Genomic DNA, 17,499 nt, shown 5'->3' with positions numbered 1-17,499 from the left:
TTTTGTGCAACTTATGGGGAGCGCGGTATTGAAATTGCGTTGTTTTTTTGCTATAATAGAGTGAATTATAGTCTAAAGCGGTTTATCGGCGGAAAATCCGTGTTTGAGAAACCGAAATGCCCGAACAAAACCGGCTTTTGCCGGAAGCTGAATATTAAAGTGAGGGAAAAACATGCGGATCATAATCGACGCATTCGGCGGCGACAACGCCCCGGACGAAATTATAAAAGGCTGCCGTCTGGCGGCAGATGAGCTCCATGTGCAGATCGTTTTAACCGGCGACGAAAAGAAGATCAGAGCGGCGGCGGAAAAGCTGAATGTTAACGTTTCCGATTTTGAGATCATCGACTGCCCGGATGTCATCACGATGGAGGATGAGCCCACAGCGATCACGCGCGCCAAAAAGCAAAGCTCTATGGCGGTCGGCCTGCGCGCTTTGGCAGAGGGCAAGGGCGATGCGTTTGCGTCCGCCGGCAACAGCGGCGCACTCGTCGTTGGCGCCACATTGCTCGTCAAGCGCATCAAAGGCGTCAAGCGCGTGGCATTTGCACCGCTCATGCCGAAATCCGAGGGCTTTTTCATGCTGGCAGACGGCGGCGCAAACAACGAATGCCGCCCCGAAATGCTGGAGCAGTTCGGCATGATGGGCTCTGTGTATATGCAGAAGGTCATGGGTGTTCAAAAGCCGCGCATCGGCCTTGCAAATGTCGGCACGGAGCCGCACAAAGGCGGCGAACTGCAGCACGCGGCGTTTGCACTGCTGAGCGAAAACAAAGACGTCCATTTCATCGGCAACATTGAAGCCAGAGACATTCCGTTTGATGCGGCAGATGTTGTGGTGTGCGACGGTTTTACGGGCAATATTCTTCTTAAGATGTATGAAGGCGTCGCCATGGCGCTGATGAATAAATTCAAGGCCGTTTTCAAAAAGAGCCTAAAAAATAAGCTTGCGGCGGCAATGGTTTTAAACGACATGAAAGCCATGAAAAAAGAGCTTGATTATAACGAATACGGCGGTGCGCCGATCCTCGGGTGCTCGAAGCCGGTCTTTAAGGTACATGGCAGCGCCAAGGCTTCCACGCTGAAAAACGCCATTGCGCTTACGGTGAAGTACGCCGAGTCCGGCATTATAAGTGAGATCACCGCAGCCATACAAAACGAGAAAACGGAAAACACGAACGAATAACAAGACAGCAAGGGTATAACTATGAGATCATTGGATGAATTTGAAAAAAAGATCGGATATAAATTTAAGAACCGCAACCTGCTCATCACAGCGCTGACGCACTCCTCCTACGCAAACGAGAGTCGCGGCGGCGACCAGAGTTATGAGCGACTGGAATTCCTCGGCGATTCCATTTTGGGGTTTGTCACGGCGGAATACCTGTGCAAAGCGTTCCCGGATATTCCCGAAGGTAAGCTGACAAAGAAGCGAGCGGCGCTCGTATGCGAAAAATCGCTTTGCGGGTTTACACGCAGCTTCGGCGCAGGCGAGCTGCTGCGTCTCAGCCACGGCGAGCAGCACAGCGGCGGCAGAGAACGTCCAAGCATCTTAGCGGACGTGTTCGAATCCATTACGGCGGCAATCTATCTCGATTCCGGCAACTTGGAGGAAGCTAAGCGCTTTGTACTGCACTACATTGAACCGGCGGCGCAGTCTGCGGGCGAACGGCCGTTTAAAGACCACAAGACGATGCTGCAGGAGATCATTCAGCAGAACCCCGGTGAACGACTCGAATACGTCCTTACCGGCGAGCATGGCCCCGACCATGACAAGCACTTCACTGTAGAGGTGCACCTCAACAGCAATGTCATCGGCAAGGGCGGCGGACGCAGCAAGAAGGAAGCCGAACAGCAGGCGGCACGCGAAGCACTGGAGCTGATGGGCTATTAAGCACGCGAACATCTCAATTTTTATTCCGCACAACGGCTGCCCGCAGCAATGCAGCTTCTGTAATCAGAACCGCATTACAGGTGAAAATCATCAGCCGCAGCCCGAAGAAGTGGCGGCGCTGCTGCAAAGCGCAGCAAAGCAAATGGGGAAACGCGTGCAGAACGCCGAGATCGCATTTTTCGGCGGCAGCTTCACGGCAATCGACCCCGATTACCGTTTGGCGCTTTTAAAAACAGCGCACGCAGCATGCGAAACATACGGCTTTGCCGGTATCCGCTGCTCTACGCGGCCGGATGCCATTGATGATGAACGTCTGACCGTATTAAAGCAATACGGCGTAACGGCAATCGAGCTCGGTGCGCAGTCGATGGATGGCGAAGTGTTGCTGCTCAATCGTCGGGGGCATACCGCAAAGGATGTGGAAAACGCTGCGCGGTTAATTCGCGCATACGGCTTTGAGCTCGGCTTGCAGATGATGACCGGGCTGCCCGGCGACAGTGACGCAAAGGCGATGAAGACTGTCGAAAGGCTGTTGGCTCTAAAGCCGAACACCATGCGCATTTACCCTACGATCGTCTTAGAAAACACACCACTGTGCGATTTGTACCGCGCAGGAAAATACACACCGCAGACCTTAGAGGATGCCGTTTCACTCTGTGCAAAGCTTATCCCGATGATTGAGCAGCGCGGTGTAAAGCTCATCCGTGTGGGGCTGCACGCCAGCGAAGAAATGGAAAACCGTGTCGCGGGACCGTTTCACCCCGCTTTTATGGAGCTGTGCCGCAGCGCGATCTTCCGCGAAAACGTCCTTAAAGCGCTTCAAGCCCGAAACGATTCGGAAGTTACGATCGATGTTGACCCGCGCATGCTTTCCGTTGCGCTCGGACAGAAAAAAGAAAATTTGCAGCATTTCTCTAAGCACGGCTACACCGTGCACATCCGCCCGGATGCTTCGCTTTCCGGCGGCACATACAGGCTACGATAGGCAGGTAAACAGATGCTTTTAAAATCTCTGGAGCTGCAGGGCTTCAAAACCTTTCCCGATAAAACGACTTTAAAATTTGAAAACGGCATCACGGCGGTCGTCGGTCCGAACGGCAGCGGCAAGAGCAACATCAGCGATGCCATGCGTTGGGTACTCGGCGAGCAGTCTACCCGCGCACTGCGCTGCTCTAAAATGGAGGACGTCATCTTCAGCGGCACGCCGCAGCGCAAAGCGCAGGGCTTTTGCGAAGTGACCGTCACCATGGATAACACCGACCGCGAGTTGAATTACGACGGCGACACCGTTTCCGTTACGCGTCGTTTTTACCGCTCCGGCGAAAGTGAATACCGCATTAACAAAACGCTCGTACGTCTGCGCGACGTGCATGAGCTGTTCATGGATACCGGCCTCGGCCGCGACGGCTATTCCATCATCGGGCAGGGCAAGATCGATAGCATCGTCTCCGCAAAAAGCGAAGACCGCCGCGAGATTTTTGAAGAAGCCGCCGGCATTTCGCGCTTTCGCTACCGCAAAGAGGAAGCCGAACGCCGCTTGGAAAAAGCCGAAGAAAACCTCGTTCGCCTGCACGATATTTTAAACGAACTCGAAGAACGCGTGGGCCCTTTACGCGAGCAGGCAGAGAAAGCCGAAAAGTTTATTGCACTCGACAGCGAGAAAAAGGAACTGGAGATCGGTTTGTGGCTTGAAACGCTGGAGCGCTCCGGCAAGATCGTGCGCGAGGTGGAGGAAAAGATTGCCTCCGCGCAGAACAGCTACGAGGAAGTCGAAAGTGAGCTCAATGTGCTTTCCGCGCAAATCGAGCAGAATTTCACGGAAACGAACGGCTGCACCGCACAGATGGAAGAAGCACGTTTGAAGGCTTCCGAAGCCGATGAACTCGCCACCCGTAAAGAGGGAGAAGTTTCGGTGCTTGAAAACGATATTCTGCACGAGCAGCAGACCATCCGCAGATTAAACGGCGAGATCGAAAGCGCCGCGCTGACCGGACAAACGCTTGAAGCGGATATTCAAGAAAAAGAACAGGCGGTAAAAGCAAAGGAAGCGGAAGCTGCGCAGAACCATGCCGATTTCGTTGCCTTTACCGCACAACTCGAGGAGCTGCGTGCCGGCACGGACAGCACCACGCGTGAGATCGACGCCGTTTCGGCTGAGCTTGTGGCACTGAACGCTGCACTTTCCGAAATGCGCGTGCAGCAGTCCTCGGCGGAATCCTCCATGCAGGAGATTCGCGCCCGCGCTGAAACAGTGGATGCTGCGATCACCGAAAGTGAAGAACGCCTTGCAGCACTTCACACGGAGTGCGAGGAGCTTGACGCCATGCTGCACGATACGGCGGAGTACATTCATAACGCCGAAAACACTGTACAGGGGCATGAAATGCGTGTGCAGCAGCGCAGAAAACGCGCCGAAGCCGTGAAAGCCGAAGCCGACCGCCAAATGCTCGACGCCAAAGAAAAAGAGCGCCGCGCCGGACTGTTGGAAGACCTTGAACGCAATCTTGAAGGCTTCACGCAGAGCGTTAAAACCGTCATGCGCGAGAGCACGCGCGGCAATCTGCGTGGTATCCACGGACCTGTTACACGGCTTTTAAAAGTCCCGCGCGAATACGCCGTGGCACTGGAGACCGCGCTCGGCGCCGCCATGCAGAACGTCGTCGTTGATTCCGAAGATGCGGCGAAAGCGGCTATTCGCTTATTGAAACAGCGCGATTCCGGCCGTGCGACATTCCTGCCGCTGACCACGGTGCGCGGTACGGTTATCGATGCGCGCGATGTGCAGAATATGCCCGGCTTTGTGGGCGTGGCTTCAACACTCTGCCACTGTGATGAGCAGTACGCCGGCATCCGTGATTCTCTGCTCGGCCGCACTGTTGTTGCAGAAGACCTTGACCGCGCGGCGGAGATTGCACGACGTATTCGGTTCCGCTACCGTGTCGTCAGCTTGGACGGGCAGATTGTCAATGCGGGCGGTTCGTTCACCGGCGGTTCCGCGGCGCGCAACTCCGGCCTTTTGAGCCGCTCGGCGGAGATTGCACGCATTCGCGCAGACGCACAAATGCTGGCGCAGGCTGCAAATGAAACACTGGAGCGCCACAAGGCTACACAGCAGGAAGTGCTGCAGGCCATGGCGGAGCTTGAAAACGCTAAGGCCGTGCTGGCGCAGCACAGGGAAGATGAGATCCGCTTCAAAACGGAAGCGGCCCGTGCCGCACGCGACGTGGAGACGGAAACCGCGAACCTTGCTTCTCTGCGCGACGAAAAAGAAAGTGCCGCAAAGCGTCTGAGCGGTTTTGTGCAGACCGCAGACAGCGCCCAGCAGAAAACAGAAGAAACAGAAGACAAAATTCAGGCAGCCAGAAGCAAAATGGAATCCATGGTCGGCGACCGCGAGGACGCAATGCATCGTTGTGATGAGACCTTGCAGCATTTGCAGGAAATCCGTTTTGCGGGGCTCGCCATCGAAAAAGATAAAGAATCGCTTGAAAATGCTGTGCAAACGCTGAAAGCACAGCAGTCCGAGCGCGCTGCGCGTATAGAAAGTTTAAATCAAGAACTTGCGGAAAGCTTCGAGAAGATCAAAGCGCGCGAAGCGGATATTGAAAACCGAAAAATTGAATCTGCTAATCTGCGTGAGACCGCAAAGGAAAAACGGCAAACGGTCAGCGCCATCGCCGCAAAGCGCACGGTACTCGAGCAACAGACGAGCGAGTTGCGCCAAAAGGAACGCGAAGCTTCCTCGCGCCGCGAGACGATTGGCCTTGAACTTGCTCGTCTGCGCGAACGCCGTGAAAACCAGAGCGGTGAATACGACGCTATCCTCAAAAAGCTGTGGGAAGAATACGAGCTTACCCGCCGCGAAGCCGAGGAAATGAACATCACGATTGAAGATGTGCCCACGGCGCAAAGGCGGTTGTCCGAACTTAAAAACAGCATCAAAGCGCTCGGCTCCGTCAACGTGGCGGCTGTTGTGGAATACAAAGAGGTTTCGGAGCGCTACAATTTCCTCAAAACGCAAACGGACGACGTGCAGCGCTCCCGCGCCGAACTGTTAAAGCTCATCGACAACTTGACAAAGCAGATGCAGACGCAGTTTGCAGAGCGCTTTTCCGTCATCAATCAGAATTTCAGCCGGATTTTTCAAGAGTTGTTCGGCGGCGGTTCGGCAGAGCTTTGCTTTACGGACAGCGGCGATGTACTGCATTCCGGCATTGATATCCGCGTGCATCCGCCGGGCAAGATCGTCTCGCACATCGAGCTGCTTTCCGGCGGCGAAAAGGCGCTTGTGGCAATTTCGCTTTACTTTGCGATCATGCGCGTGAATCCACCGTCGTTCTGTATGCTCGACGAGATTGAAGCTGCGCTGGATGACGTAAATGTCGTGCGCTTTGCAAATTACCTGCGCCGCATGAATCAAAAGACACAGTTCATCGTCATCACGCACCGCCGCGGCACGATGGAAGAAGCTGATATGCTCTACGGCGTGACGATGCAGGACCAGGGCATTTCGAAACTCTTGGCACTGCACGCACACGAAGCGCAGGAAAAACTGGGTATAACAACATAAATTCGGAAAAGAGGTGCCTGAATGGGCTTTTTTGATAAGATCAAAGCGGGACTGAAAAAAACAAGAGACAGCATCACCGGGCAGATTAGCAGCATGCTCCACGCGTTCACAAAGATCGATGAAGATCTGTTTGAGGAGCTTGAGGAGCTGCTTGTCATGGCGGACGTCGGCATGAACACCGCGACCGAAATCTGCGATACGCTCCGCGCACGCGTGAAAGAGCGCGGCATCACAGACCCGAACGAGATTATGACGCTTTTGCAGGAGGTCGTCACGGAGATGGTCAGCGGCGACAACGAGTTGCATCTCGATACGCAGCCATCCGTCATCCTTGTCATCGGCGTGAACGGCGTCGGCAAAACGACGACCATCGGCAAGCTGGCTTCCCGCCTTAAAAAAGAGGGCAAATCGGTAATTTTGGGCGCGGCGGATACGTTCCGCGCGGCGGCCATTGAGCAGCTTGAAGTCTGGGCAGAGCGCGCAGACGTGCCGATCATCAAGCATGCAGAGGGCGCAGACCCCGCCGCCGTCGTGTACGATACAATCTCCGCGGCAAAGGCACGTCACGCCGATGTGGTCATCTGTGATACGGCCGGACGCCTGCACAATAAGAAAAACCTGATGGACGAGCTTTCCAAAATTTCGCGCATCATCGATAAGGGTCTGCCGAACTGCAGCAAAGAAGTTTTACTTGTGCTCGATGCCACAACGGGGCAGAACGCCGTCAATCAGGCGCGTGAATTCAAAGAAGCCGCAGGGCTCACGGGTATCGTGCTCACAAAGCTCGACGGCACCGCAAAGGGCGGCGTTGTGTTGGCAATCCACCGGGATCTCGGTTTGCCTGTGAAGTTCATCGGCGTCGGCGAGCAGGTGGACGACCTGCAGCCGTTTGACGCGGAGGATTTCGCCCGCGCACTGTTCGAGCGGAGACCGGAAGCATGAGGCTCGCCGTTCTTTCCGATGTACACAGCAACCACCATGCGCTGAAAGCTTGCCTGAAGGAAGCGGAAAAGCAAAAAGCGAATGGGTACATTTTCCTCGGCGATTATATTTCGGACTGTGCAAACCCGCACGAGACCATGAAGCTAATATACCGCGCAAAGCAGGAAATGCCCTGCTGGTTCGTGCGCGGCAACCGCGAAGAATATGTGATGAACCACCACAACTTCGGCAGCGATTGGGCAAACGGCACTACAACAGGCTCCCTTCTATACACCTACGAGGGGCTTACGGCGGAGGATCTCGAGTTCATCTCCGCATTGCCGTTTATGCAGACAATTGATCCAAACGGCAAGTGTCCCATACGCATTTGCCACGGCTCACCGGAAAAAACGCGCGACACGCTGCGCCCGTTCTCCTATAAAATTGAAAGCTGGCTTTTAAAAATCGACGAGCGCGTGCTTTTAAGCGGTCACACGCATCAGCCGTGCAGCGCGCACACAATGGGCAAGCTGTACGTGAATCCCGGCGCGGTCGGCGTGCAGTGTACGCAAACCGTCACGGCGAAAATGGCGCTGCTCGATTCCGACGAAAACACATGGAACGAAACGCTGCTTGAAGTGCCGTATGATATTGACGCCGCAGCACTGGAAATTCGCGAAAGCGGACTGCTGACCCGCGCGGGCGTGTGGGGGCATGCGATTTTAAAACAGCTTTACACCGGCAAGAATTATTCGCTTTTCTGCGTGCAGCGCGCAGAAGAGCTTGCAGCGGGCGGCCCCGTACTTTTAGAGCATTGGCAGCAAGCCGCACGCGATTTCGGAGTTTTGGAGGGATAACGCATGAACATGATCATTGCAACGCATAATGCGCATAAAATAGAAGAATTCGGCCGCATTTTGGCGCCGCTTGGCATCACCGTGCAGACGGCCGAGCTGACCGAGGCGGAAGAGACCGGCACCACGTTCCGTGAAAACGCGTATATCAAGGCGAAATCCGCATGTGACGAAACGGGCCTGCCGTGCGTCGCGGACGATTCCGGCTTATCGATCGATTATTTAAACGGCGAGCCTGGCGTGTATTCCGCACGGTATGCCGAGCCGGGCAAGCGTAAGGCAACGGTACTCGAAAAGCTCAAGGGCGTGCCGGAAGAAAAGCGCGGCGCACACTTTACAAGTGCCATCTGCTGTGTATTCCCGAACGGCGACGTACTTGAAGCCGAGGGCTACTGCTACGGGCGCATCGCAGAGGAATGCCGCGGCGAAAGCGGTTTCGGTTATGACCCCATTTTCATCTGCACCGAAGAAGGCTGCGCGGGCAAGACGTTCGGCGAAGCGACGGCAGCAGAAAAGGATGCCGTGAGCCACCGCGGAAAATCCTTGCGTATTTTCGCAGAAAAACTTGAAAACTACCTGAAAGATAAAGAGGGATAAATTATGCTGACCAGTAAACAAAGAGCGTATCTCCGCTCGCTCGCCGTAAATGAAGACACCATTTTGATGATTGGCAAGGGCGGCATCGATGGAGATGTCGTAAAGCAGGCCGCAGACGCTATTTTTAAGCGTGAACTCATCAAGGGCAAAGTGTTGGAGACTGCGCCGGTCTCTCCGCGTGAAGCCGCAGAAGCGCTCGCAGAGCAGACGGAAAGCGAAGTCGTGCAGGTCATCGGTTCCAAATTTGCGCTTTATAAACGCAACGAAAAGGATCCGAAGATCGTCCTGCCGCGTGCGAAAAAGGCATAAGCCATGCGCATCGGCATTTACGGCGGCACGTTCAATCCCATCCACACGGCGCATGTGCACCTTGTGCGGGAGTTTATTAAGCGTCTGTCGCTTGACCGCGTGATTTTGATTCCGACGGGCACGCCGCCGCACAAAGCGACACATCAGCTTGCAAGCGGGGCAGACCGCATTGAAATGTGCAGGCTTGCGGCGGCGGACATCGCCGAATGTCCCGTCACAGTCTCGGATATTGAAGTGCTGCGCACGGGCAAAAGCTACACGGCAGACACCATGACGGAACTGAAAGCGCAATATCCCGACGATGAGCTCTTTTTGCTGATGGGGGAAGACATGTTCTGCACCGTCGAAAAGTGGTATCACCCGGAGCGTATTTTCGCCGCGGCAGAGATCTGTGCCGCACCGCGTGACAAGGATAGCTTCCAAACGCTTGTCACGCACGGGGAAGAAGTGAAGGAAAAGTTCCCGCAGCTGCGCTTTACCGTGCAGAACATCGAGTTTTTGCCTGTCTCATCGACGATGGTGCGCGAAAAAAGTCTGCAGGGCGAAGATATAAGCGGTCTTGTGCCCGCAGGCGTCGCGGAATACATCCAAAAAAAGAGGCTTTACACGCATGAATAAGAAAGAAAAACAGCAATATATCGATATCATCAAGCCCATGCTCACGCAAAAACGTTTCGAACACTCCTTAAATGTTTCGGAAGAAGCGGTAAAGCTTGCAAAAAAATACGGTGCCGATACCGAAAAAGCGGAGCTTGCAGGGCTTTTGCACGATATTTTGAAGGATACACCCCCGGAGAAACAGTTGAAAATTCTCGCGGACTTTGGTATAATTATGAGTGACGTTGAACTTTCCGCTAAAAAGTTCTGGCATGCCATCAGCGGCGCGGTGTATATCAAGCATGTTCTGCACATTGAGGACGAGGATGTTTACAACGCCGTGCGATACCACACCACGGGCAGAAAAAACATGACGTTACTCGAAAAAGTCATTTTTATCGCAGATTTCATCTCCAAAGACCGCAATTACCCCGGCGTAGAGGATATGCGCAAGGCCGCGTATAAAAGCCTTGACAAAGCCATTGTGGAGGGCATCGCGTTCACCATTACGGAGCTCGCAAAAGACCGCGCGCCCATCGTGCCGGAAACCATAGACGCATATAATGACGCGGTGTGGGCTTTGCGGCACGGCAACTAAGCGGAAGGAAGCATAAAAATCGCGCAGCGCGCAGAAAGGAATGGCTAAAAGCATGGATTCATTGACGCTTGCAAAAACCGCAGCGGGCATTTTGGATGCGAAAAAAGCCGATCAGATCAATGTGATCCGCATTTCGGACGTTTCCTCGCTCGGTGATTATTTCGTTCTGGCGAACGGCACCGGCAGCACGCATGTGCATGCTCTGGCGGACGAGCTGGAGTTTAAGCTGAAAGAGCTCGGCATTGCGCCGGACCGCGTGGAGGGCTATCGCTCCGATTCCTGGGTCGTGCTCGATTACGAAACGGTGGTCGTACACATCTTCACCTCGGAAGCGCGCAGTTTTTATGATTTGGATCGCCTGTGGCTCGACGGCGAAAAGCTCAACATGACGTTTGAACCGAATTGATTTTGTTATTTTATATAGCGCAGAGAGGTAAGTGTAATCAATATGAACAAGTACAACCCCAGTGAAATTGAACCGAAGTGGCAAAAGAAGTGGGAAGAAGCCGGTGTTTTCCATGCTTCCAATACTTCGGATAAGCCGAAATATTATGCTCTGATCGAGTTCCCGTACCCGTCCGGTCAGGGTCTGCATGTCGGCCACCCGCGTCCGTACACCGCGCTTGACGTTGTTTCCAGAAAGCGCCGCATGGAGGGCTACAATGTGCTCTATCCGATTGGTTGGGACGCATTCGGCCTACCGGCAGAGAATTATGCCATCAAGAACCACGTGCACCCGGAAGAGATCACAAAGAAGAATATTGCGCGCTTTAAGCAGCAGATTCAGTCTCTCGGCATCTCCTTCGACTGGAGCCGTGAGATCAGCACCATTGATCCGAAATACTACAAGTGGACGCAGTGGATTTTCCTCCAGCTCTTTAAGAACGGTTTGGCCTACAAAAAAGAGATGTCCGTCAACTGGTGCACCTCCTGCAAATGCGTTCTGGCAAACGAAGAGGTTGTCAACGGCGTTTGTGAGCGCTGCGGCAGTGAAGTTATTCACAAGGTCAAATCCCAGTGGATGCTGAAGATCACCGCTTACGCACAACGCCTCATCGACGACCTTGATCTTGTCGATTACCCGGACCGCGTTAAGACCCAGCAGAAAAACTGGATTGGCCGTTCCGAGGGCGCCGAGGTCGATTTCAACACGACCGCAGGCGATAAGCTGACTGTTTACACGACCCGCCCGGATACACTTTACGGCGCAACGTACATGGTCGTTTCCCCGGAGCATCCGTTCATTGAAAAGTGGGCGGATAAGCTGCAGAATCTGGATGCCGTCCGCGCGTATCAGGCGGAGGCCGCGAAAAAGTCCGACTTTGAGCGCACCGAGGTCGCGAAAGATAAGACCGGCGTGCGTTTGGAGGGTGTTGAGGCCATCAATCCGCTGACCGGTACCACCATTCCGATCTTCATTTCCGACTACGTTCTCGTTTCCTACGGTACCGGCGCCATCATGGCTGTTCCGGCACACGATACCCGTGACTGGGAGTTCGCAAAGAAGTTCAACCTGCCAATCATCGAAGTCGTTAAGGGCGGCGATGTGCAGAAAGAAGCGTTCACGGACTGCGACACCGGCATCATGGTCAACTCCGGCATTCTGGACGGCATGACCGTCGAAGAAGCGAAAGTCCGCATCAAAGATTACCTTGAGGAGACCGGCATCGGCCACCGTAAGGTCAACTATAAGCTCCGTGACTGGGTATTCGCACGCCAGCGCTACTGGGGCGAGCCGATTCCGATTGTACACTGCGAGAAGTGCGGCTATGTGCCGATCGATGAAAGCGAACTGCCGCTCGTTCTGCCGCAGGTTGATTCCTACGAGCCGACCGATAATGGCGAATCTCCGCTCTCCAAGATGACCGATTGGGTCAACACCACGTGCCCGAAGTGCGGCGGCAAGGCCATGCGCGAAACGGACACCATGCCGCAGTGGGCAGGCTCCTCCTGGTACTTCCTGCGCTATATGGATCCGCACAACGATGAATCTTTTGCATCCAAGGAAGCACTCAACTACTGGCATCAGGTAGACTGGTATAACGGCGGCATGGAGCACACCACGCTGCACCTGCTGTACAGCCGTTTCTGGCATAAGTTCCTCTACGATATCGGCCAGGTCCCGACCGCAGAGCCGTATGCAAAGCGCACAAGCCACGGCATGATCCTTGGTGAAAACGGCGAGAAGATGAGTAAGTCCCGCGGCAATGTTGTCAACCCGGACGACGTTGTAAACGAGTTCGGCGCAGATACGCTCCGTCTCTATGAAATGTTCATCGGCGACTTTGAGAAGGCCGCACCGTGGAGCAACGCCGGCATCAAGGGCTGCCGCCGCTTCATTGAGCGTTATTGGAACCTGCAGTCCATTCTCGTCGACGGCGAAGCGATCCGCCCGGAGATGGAAAATTCTTTCCACAAAGCCATCAAGAAGGTCTCTTATGACATTGAGAACCTCAAGTTCAACACCGCCATTGCAGCTTTGATGGCGCTCATGAACGTTATTGCGGAAAAGGGCTCCATCAATAAAGCAGAGCTCTCCGTCTTCACGATGCTCCTCAACCCGTTTGCACCGCATGTAACAGAAGAGGTTTGGAGTGAGATGAAGCTCGGCGAGGGCATGGTCACGGAGCAGCCTTGGCCGAAGTACGACGAATCGAAGTGCAAAGATGACGTCATTGAAATCGTTGTGCAGGTCAACGGCAAGGTTCGCGCAAGACTGTGCGTTGCAGCCGATATCCAGAAGGATGACGCGATTGCACTTGCAAAGGCGGAAGACCGCATTGCAGCGGAGATCAACGGCAAGAACGTCGTGAAAGAGATCTACGTTCCGGGCAAGCTCGTCAATATTGTTGTAAAGGGTTAATCCTTTAAAGAGCGCTGTGCGCAAATTCACAGCGCTCTTTTATTCTTTCGTAAAGCAATTCAGCTTTATAAAGTTTGGTTACTTTACAGAATCGGAGGTTAACACATGAAAAACGCGCTCGTTATATTTTCTTCGCCGCATAAAGACGGACACACAAAGAAGTTGCTTGAAGCTTTTCTTGACGGATTGAACCGGAAAGACTGGCAAGTAAAATCACTTGACATTTGCAAAGTGAATATTCATCCGTGTATCGCCTGCGGATATTGCCAAAAAGCAGACGGCTGCGCGTTTCGCGACCTCGATGAATTCGACCGTGATCTGCGCGCGTGTGATCTGCTTGTCATCGCCACGCCGGTCTATAACCTCTCGTTTCCGGCGCAGCTCAAGGCGGTCATCGACCGTTTTCAGCGGTATTTTGAAGCAAGATTTGCCCGCGGTATCCGCCCGGCGATTGCGACACACCGCGATGCCGTTTTGCTGCTCACCATGGGGCGGTATGATCCGTTTGCGGTGGAGGTATGCGAGAAAACACTGCGCCAAAGCTTTTCCGTTATGAACACAACGCTCAAAAAAACGGTGGTTTTGCCGGACACAGACCGTGCAGATTGCGAAAACTCTGCGATTTTCGCGAAGGCACAGGAAATTGCTATTGAAATCGCGCGCGAGCTGTGATATAATAACTTGAATTTGTGTGAATAAAGGCAGGTTTTCATCAATGTCAGGACATTCCAAGTGGAATAATATTAAGAGAAAGAAAGAAAAGACCGACGGTGCAAGAGCGAAGATCTTCACAAAGATCGGCCGTGAGCTTGCCGTTGCCGTTAAAGAAGGCGGCAGCGCAGACCCGGCAGCAAACTCCAAGCTGAAGGACGTCATTGCGAAGGCTAAGGCGAACAATGTGCCGAACGACAACATTGAGCGCATCATTAAGAAAGCTGCAGGCGAGGGCAACTCCAACGCATATGAAAGCATCACCTACGAAGGCTACGGCCCCGCAGGCGTTGCCGTCATCGTGGAATGCCTCACCGATAACCGCAACCGTACCGCGGGCGATGTCCGTCATTACTTTGATAAGTTCGGCGGCAACCTCGGCACCACCGGTTGCGTTTCCTTCATGTTCAACGAAAAGGGCGTTATCGTGCTGGAGCGTGAGGGCCTTGACGAAGATACCGTCATGAGCGATGCACTGGAGGCCGGTGCTTCCGATTTTCAGGCAGACGAAGACGTATTCGAGATCTACACTGAGCCGTCCGATTTCAGCGGCGTTCGCGATGATCTGGAAGCTAAGGGCTATTCCTTTGTTTCCGCAGAAGTGGAAATGGTCCCGGATACCTACACGGATCTCACCGACCCCGATCAGATTCTCAAGATGCAGAAGCTGATTGATGCACTCGAGGATAACGACGATGTCCAGCAAGTCTGGCACAACTGGAACGAGCCCGAGGAAGAAGACGAAGATTGATGCTGAAAACCTCTCCGGGCTTACCGGGGAGGTTTTTTACAGCCTGTTTTTACTTGCGCCACGTATGAAACGCAACACACGGCGCACATAAGAAAGGAAGGCATAGATAAGATGAATGAGTTAAGACACCTCGTAGACCCGCTGGATCTTTCCTTTGAGGAGACCCTGCGTCTGCTGGACCTTGCGGACAGCATTGCAAACGACCGCACCGCATTCGCCCACAAGTGTGAAGGTAAGATCCTTGCCACGCTCTTTTACGAGCCGAGTACCCGCACGCGTCTGAGCTTTGAATCGGCCATGATGCGCCTTGGCGGCAAGGTATTGGGCTTTGCAAGTGCACAGAACAGCTCTGCTTCCAAGGGTGAAAGCGTTGCCGATACGGTACGCATGGTATCCTGCTATTCGGATATCATCGCCATGCGCCACAACAAAGAGGGTGCGCCGCGCGTAGCAGCACAGTACGCCCGTGTGCCGGTCATCAACGCCGGTGACGGCGGCCACCAGCACCCGACGCAGACGCTCACCGACCTGCTCACCATCCGCCGCGAAAAGGGCAGACTGAATAACCTGACGATCGGTCTGTGCGGCGACTTGAAATTTGGCCGCACCGTGCACTCGCTCATCAAGTCGCTTGTGCGCTGGGAGGGCATCCGCTTCGTGTTCATCTCCCCGGAAGAGCTGCATGTGCCGAGCTATATCATCGATGAAGTCGTAAAGCCCTCCGGCTGCGAATATAAAGAAGTCCGTACCATGGACGAGGTTCTGCCGGAGCTTGACGTACTCTACATGACCCGCGTACAGCGCGAGCGCTTCTTCAACGAAGAAGATTACATCCGCTTAAAAGACAGCTTCATCCTCGATGCAGAGAAGATGAAGCTTGCGCCGAAGGATCTCATTGTGCTGCATCCGCTGCCGCGTGTCAACGAGATCGCGGTCGAAGTGGACGACGACCCGCGCGCAAAGTACTTTGTGCAGGCACAAAACGGCGTATATGTCCGCATGGCGCTCATTTTAATGCTTCTGAACATTGAACCGGGACTTTTTGAGGAGGAAACCGTATGCTGAACATCGACAGTATCCAAAACGGCATTGTGATCGACCATATTCAGGCAGGCAAGGGTATGCGCATCTACGAGCTTTTGGAGCTCGATAAGCTCGATTGCTGCGTGGCACTCATCAAAAATGCCCGCAGCAGCAAGCTGGGCAGAAAAGATATCATCAAGATTGAAGGCGACCTCGCCATCAACTTCGATGTGCTCGGCTTTATCGATAACAACATCACCGTATGCACCATTAAAAACGGTGAGCTTGTGAAGAAAGAGAACATCGTGCTGCCACGTCGCATCAAAAATGTTGTAAAGTGCAAGAACCCGCGCTGCATCACAAGCACGGAGGAAAACCTCGACCAGATCTTCGTGCTGTGCGATGAAAAAGCGCACCGCTATCGTTGTCTGTACTGTGAACAGGCGTATAAGAGCCATGAATAAGGCACAGCGTAACGGTGCAGGCCGTCGCGACCCGGAGAAACTGAAACGCCAAAAGCGCCGTGACCGCCTGTTTCTGGCGTTCCTGACCTTTTTGAATTTTCTCCTCGCTTTGATCGTGCGCATCGCAGACCGCAAGAGCGTCATCAAAGCGGTAAAGCAGGACGACAAGCTTGCGTTGCTGCTTGAAGAAAAAACCACAAAATCCCTTTGAAATACCTTGACTTTAGGGTCAGTGTATGTTAATATGATAGAGCCGCTTACTGTGGGCTGAAAAGTGACGGAAGTCCGCCTACGAGTAGCGAGATTACAGAAAAGGCAGGCAGAAAAAAATGTTTGCAGTTATTGAAACCGGCGGTAAGCAGTACAAGGTACAGTACGGCGACGTGATCTACGTTGAGAAGCTCGCTGCCAATGAAGACGAGACAGTTACGTTCCCGGTCGTTGCAATTTGCGGCGAAGACGGAACAAAAATCGGCACCCCGTATGTTGAGGGCGCTTCCGTTACAGGCAAGGTCCTGAAGAACGGCAAGGCTAAGAAGGTTACGATCCTCACTTACAAGCCGAAGAAGGGCGAAAAGCGCAAGATGGGCCACAGACAGCCCTACACGAAGATTCAGATTGAGTCCGTTCAGGGCTAATTTGATCGTATGATTCGTGCGGATTTTTTCGCAAATGCAGACGGAGCGCTTCTCGGTTTTTCCGTGCTTGGCCATTCCGGTTTGGCACAGGAAGGAGAAGACATTCTCTGTGCTGCGGTTTCTTCTGCGGCGTATATGACGGCGAACACCGTGCTGGAGATTTTACACATCACACCGATTTCTCTTCGAGCAGAGGACGGCGAGATGCTGTTTAGGGTTTCCGATACCGATGCACGGACATGCCGTAGCCTGTTTGAGGGATTTAAGCTGCATCTTCTCGGTTTAGAGGAGCAGTACCCCGAAAACTTACAGGTACGCTACGCAGAAGTCTGACAATAAAACGAAAGGAAGGCAACAAAATGCTTAAGATCAATATCCAGTTGTTTGCTCATAAAAAAGGTATGGGCTCCACGAAGAACGGCCGTGATTCCGAATCCAAAAGACTCGGTGTCAAGCGTGCAGATGGTCAGCACGTCCTCGCAGGCAACATTCTTGTTAAGCAGCGCGGCACGCACATCCATCCGGGCGAGAACGTAGGCAAAGGCTCTGATGACTCTCTGTTCGCGCTCATTGACGGTCAGGTTCGTTTCGAGCGTATGGGCCGTGACCGCAAGAAGGTCAGCGTTTACTCGATCGAGCAGTAATTTTGACCCTTGGGGGAATACCGGTTTCGTATCCCCGAATATACGATGAAACGGGCTTCTTCGGG

20 protein-coding genes are annotated in these 17,499 nt (G+C 53.6%); all 20 read left to right on the top strand.

The window, feature by feature from the left end; genetic code table 11:
• Positions 1 to 172 precede the first annotated feature (172 nt).
• Positions 173 to 1,186 (top strand): phosphate acyltransferase PlsX, encoded by a 1,014-nt coding sequence (gene plsX, locus R2K26_RS04815; protein ID WP_316519019.1) that lies wholly within the window; start codon positions 173 to 175, stop codon positions 1,184 to 1,186.
• 21 nt (positions 1,187 to 1,207) lie between these two features.
• Positions 1,208 to 1,894, top strand: a complete 687-nt coding sequence (gene rnc, locus R2K26_RS04810; RefSeq protein WP_316519018.1) for a ribonuclease III — start codon at positions 1,208 to 1,210, stop codon at positions 1,892 to 1,894.
• Positions 1,890 to 2,879 carry a radical SAM protein gene (locus R2K26_RS04805; protein WP_316519333.1) on the top strand — a complete coding sequence of 330 codons (990 nt, stop codon included), beginning with the start codon at positions 1,890 to 1,892 and terminating at the stop codon, positions 2,877 to 2,879. Before rnc ends, R2K26_RS04805 begins: the two co-directional genes overlap by 5 nt.
• 12 nt (positions 2,880 to 2,891) lie before the next feature.
• A complete protein-coding gene (smc, locus tag R2K26_RS04800; protein WP_316519017.1) occupies positions 2,892 to 6,464 on the top strand; it encodes a chromosome segregation protein SMC in 3,573 nt (1,190 codons plus the stop codon).
• Between the two features lie 21 nt (positions 6,465 to 6,485).
• Positions 6,486 to 7,406 carry a signal recognition particle-docking protein FtsY gene (gene ftsY, locus R2K26_RS04795; RefSeq protein ID WP_316519016.1) on the top strand — a complete coding sequence of 307 codons (921 nt, stop codon included), beginning with the start codon at positions 6,486 to 6,488 and terminating at the stop codon, positions 7,404 to 7,406.
• The gene (locus tag R2K26_RS04790; RefSeq protein WP_316519015.1) at positions 7,403 to 8,242 is read left to right on the top strand and encodes a metallophosphoesterase family protein; all 840 of its coding nucleotides are present in this window, start codon (positions 7,403 to 7,405) and stop codon (positions 8,240 to 8,242) included. The genes ftsY and R2K26_RS04790 overlap by 4 nt, the downstream gene beginning before the upstream one ends.
• Before the next feature lie 3 nt (positions 8,243 to 8,245).
• Positions 8,246 to 8,836: an RdgB/HAM1 family non-canonical purine NTP pyrophosphatase gene (gene rdgB / locus R2K26_RS04785; protein WP_316519014.1), complete on the top strand. Its 591-nt coding sequence runs from the start codon at positions 8,246 to 8,248 to the stop codon at positions 8,834 to 8,836.
• 3 nt (positions 8,837 to 8,839) lie between these two features.
• The gene (locus tag R2K26_RS04780; protein ID WP_308448404.1) at positions 8,840 to 9,145 is read left to right on the top strand and encodes a YhbY family RNA-binding protein; all 306 of its coding nucleotides are present in this window, start codon (positions 8,840 to 8,842) and stop codon (positions 9,143 to 9,145) included.
• A gap of 3 nt (positions 9,146 to 9,148) precedes the next feature.
• On the top strand, positions 9,149 to 9,763 hold the full coding sequence (gene nadD, locus R2K26_RS04775) for a nicotinate-nucleotide adenylyltransferase (RefSeq protein WP_316519013.1): 615 nt from the start codon (positions 9,149 to 9,151) through the stop codon (positions 9,761 to 9,763).
• Positions 9,756 to 10,340 carry a bis(5'-nucleosyl)-tetraphosphatase (symmetrical) YqeK gene (yqeK, locus tag R2K26_RS04770; RefSeq protein ID WP_316519012.1) on the top strand — a complete coding sequence of 195 codons (585 nt, stop codon included), beginning with the start codon at positions 9,756 to 9,758 and terminating at the stop codon, positions 10,338 to 10,340. The genes nadD and yqeK overlap by 8 nt, the downstream gene beginning before the upstream one ends.
• A 52-nt stretch (positions 10,341 to 10,392) precedes the next feature.
• The gene (gene rsfS, locus R2K26_RS04765) at positions 10,393 to 10,746 is read left to right on the top strand and encodes a ribosome silencing factor (RefSeq protein ID WP_176820695.1); all 354 of its coding nucleotides are present in this window, start codon (positions 10,393 to 10,395) and stop codon (positions 10,744 to 10,746) included.
• Positions 10,747 to 10,788: 42 nt separating this feature from the next.
• Positions 10,789 to 13,203 (top strand): leucine--tRNA ligase, encoded by a 2,415-nt coding sequence (gene leuS, locus R2K26_RS04760; protein ID WP_316519011.1) that lies wholly within the window; start codon positions 10,789 to 10,791, stop codon positions 13,201 to 13,203.
• 105 nt (positions 13,204 to 13,308) lie between these two features.
• On the top strand, positions 13,309 to 13,875 hold the full coding sequence (locus R2K26_RS04755; protein WP_316519010.1) for a flavodoxin family protein: 567 nt from the start codon (positions 13,309 to 13,311) through the stop codon (positions 13,873 to 13,875).
• A gap of 43 nt (positions 13,876 to 13,918) precedes the next feature.
• Positions 13,919 to 14,665, top strand: a complete 747-nt coding sequence (locus tag R2K26_RS04750) for a YebC/PmpR family DNA-binding transcriptional regulator (protein ID WP_176820698.1) — start codon at positions 13,919 to 13,921, stop codon at positions 14,663 to 14,665.
• Positions 14,666 to 14,776: 111 nt separating this feature from the next.
• Positions 14,777 to 15,730, top strand: coding sequence for an aspartate carbamoyltransferase (pyrB, locus tag R2K26_RS04745; protein WP_316519009.1), 954 nt, complete (start codon positions 14,777 to 14,779; stop codon positions 15,728 to 15,730).
• Positions 15,724 to 16,152, top strand: coding sequence for an aspartate carbamoyltransferase regulatory subunit (locus tag R2K26_RS04740; protein ID WP_316519008.1), 429 nt, complete (start codon positions 15,724 to 15,726; stop codon positions 16,150 to 16,152). The genes pyrB and R2K26_RS04740 overlap by 7 nt, the downstream gene beginning before the upstream one ends.
• Entirely contained in the window at positions 16,145 to 16,363 is a 219-nt protein-coding gene (locus tag R2K26_RS04735) for a hypothetical protein (protein ID WP_176820701.1), read from the top strand. The genes R2K26_RS04740 and R2K26_RS04735 overlap by 8 nt, the downstream gene beginning before the upstream one ends.
• Before the next feature lie 118 nt (positions 16,364 to 16,481).
• The gene (rplU, locus tag R2K26_RS04730; protein WP_176820702.1) at positions 16,482 to 16,790 is read left to right on the top strand and encodes a 50S ribosomal protein L21; all 309 of its coding nucleotides are present in this window, start codon (positions 16,482 to 16,484) and stop codon (positions 16,788 to 16,790) included.
• A gap of 9 nt (positions 16,791 to 16,799) precedes the next feature.
• The gene (locus R2K26_RS04725; protein ID WP_308448397.1) at positions 16,800 to 17,123 is read left to right on the top strand and encodes a ribosomal-processing cysteine protease Prp; all 324 of its coding nucleotides are present in this window, start codon (positions 16,800 to 16,802) and stop codon (positions 17,121 to 17,123) included.
• Positions 17,124 to 17,149: 26 nt separating this feature from the next.
• A complete protein-coding gene (gene rpmA / locus R2K26_RS04720) occupies positions 17,150 to 17,434 on the top strand; it encodes a 50S ribosomal protein L27 (RefSeq protein WP_316519007.1) in 285 nt (94 codons plus the stop codon).
• Positions 17,435 to 17,499 lie beyond the last annotated feature (65 nt).

Origin of the sequence: Neglectibacter sp. CSJ-5 (assembly GCF_032490475.1) — a bacterium.
Lineage (GTDB): Bacteria > Bacillota > Clostridia > Oscillospirales > Acutalibacteraceae > Hominenteromicrobium > Hominenteromicrobium mulieris.
The sequence above is the reverse complement of the archived record's forward strand: the minus strand, read 5'-3'. Positions and strand labels throughout refer to the sequence as shown.